At 33.6% G+C, this 1510-nt stretch carries 1 protein-coding gene; it reads left to right on the plus strand.

Annotated elements, in window-relative coordinates:
- The first annotated feature begins 79 nt into the window (after positions 1–79).
- Positions 80–1464, plus strand: a protein-coding gene (locus BW939_RS15665) for an IS3 family transposase (protein ID WP_370515718.1) whose coding sequence is annotated in 2 segments (ribosomal slippage) — positions 80–395 and positions 395–1464 — 1386 coding nt in all. Because the reading frame shifts where the segments join, the coding sequence is not laid out codon by codon here.
- Positions 1465–1510: the final 46 nt, after the last annotated feature.

The following is a 1510-nucleotide window of genomic DNA, read 5'->3' on the forward strand; positions in this document are numbered from 1 at the left end:
TGTAAATCGTCAGCAAAAAGTGGACTGATTTAGTTCAAAACTAAGAGAGTGTTTTCAAAATCCTTAAATTTGAATTATTATGAAAACACCCAAGAAAAAAACAGCAGAGAATTTCATCAAAGACATTCGTAGAAACACACGAAGAATCTTTAGTTCTGAACAAAAAATTCAGATTGTTATGGAAGCTTTACGAGCAGAAATGTCAGTTGCAGAATTGTGTCGTAAGTATTCCATTAATGAATCTCAGTTTTATAAGTGGAACAAAGAATTTTTGGAAGCAGGTAAAAAGCGTTTAGCAGGCGATGTAACAAGAGAAGCTACGAGTGATGAAGTATCAGAGCTCAAGAAAGAAAATCAGTCTTTAAAAGTAATGATTGCCGATTTAGTTTTACGCTACGATATTGTAAAAAAAAGCTTGGACATGCTGGATTAACTGAAAAGTTTAAGAAATATATGCGACTTACAGTATCCGAAAAACAAGAAATCATTCACATGGTTACTCGTTCAGAAATTGGCGTAAATCGAACACTTCGGGAGATTGGAATCAATAAAAGTACGTTTTACAATTGGTATCATGCTTACAGCGAAAATGGTGTTGAAGGATTGCTTCCAACCAAAAGAGCAGCAAACAGGCAATGGAATAGCATTCCACAAGAGCAGAAGAATTTGGTTGTAAAATTAGCTTTAGATTATCCTGATTTGTCTTCTCGAGAATTAGCCTATAAAATCACTGATGAACAACAGATATTCCTATCAGAATCAAGTGTTTATCGGATTTTAAAGTCAAGAGGTTTAATTACAGCTCCAGCTCATATTTTTCTGAGTGCAGGTAATGAATTTACAGACAAAACAGGCTTTGTTCATCAAATGTGGCAAACGGATTTTACCTATTTTAAAATATTGGGTTGGGGTTGGTATTACTTGAGTACGGTTTTAGATGATTACAGCCGATACATTGTGCATTGGGAACTTTGCTCAAGCATGAAAGCCGATGATGTAAAAAGAACTGTGGATACTGCCATTAAAAAAGCAAAATTGGTAACTAAACAAAAACCAAAACTCTTGTCAGACAATGGTTCGTGCTATATTGCAAGCGAATTAAAAACGTATTTAAAAGACAATTATCAAATGCAACAAGTACATGGCAGACCCAATCATCCACAAACACAAGGAAAAATTGAACGCTATCACAGAACTATGAAAAACGTGGTAAAACTTGATAATTACTTTGCTCCCGAAGAATTAGAAGCTGCTTTAGAAAAGTTTGTTTATCGCTATAACAATGAACGCTATCATGAATCATTAAACAACTTAACCCCAGCAGATGTCTATTTTGGAAGAGGTGAAATGATTTTAAAAGAACGTGAACGATTAAAGAAAATGGCTATTATTGGCCGAAGAAATGAGTACCAAAAATTAAAATTAACAACAAATCAAAAAAAACATTTATCTTTGAATTATTAACTAAATACTCTCTTAGGAAAAGTCCACTTTAGTTTGAAGACGTACA

This window comes from Chryseobacterium piscicola (assembly GCF_900156685.1).
Taxonomy (GTDB): Bacteria; Bacteroidota; Bacteroidia; order Flavobacteriales; family Weeksellaceae; genus Chryseobacterium; species Chryseobacterium piscicola.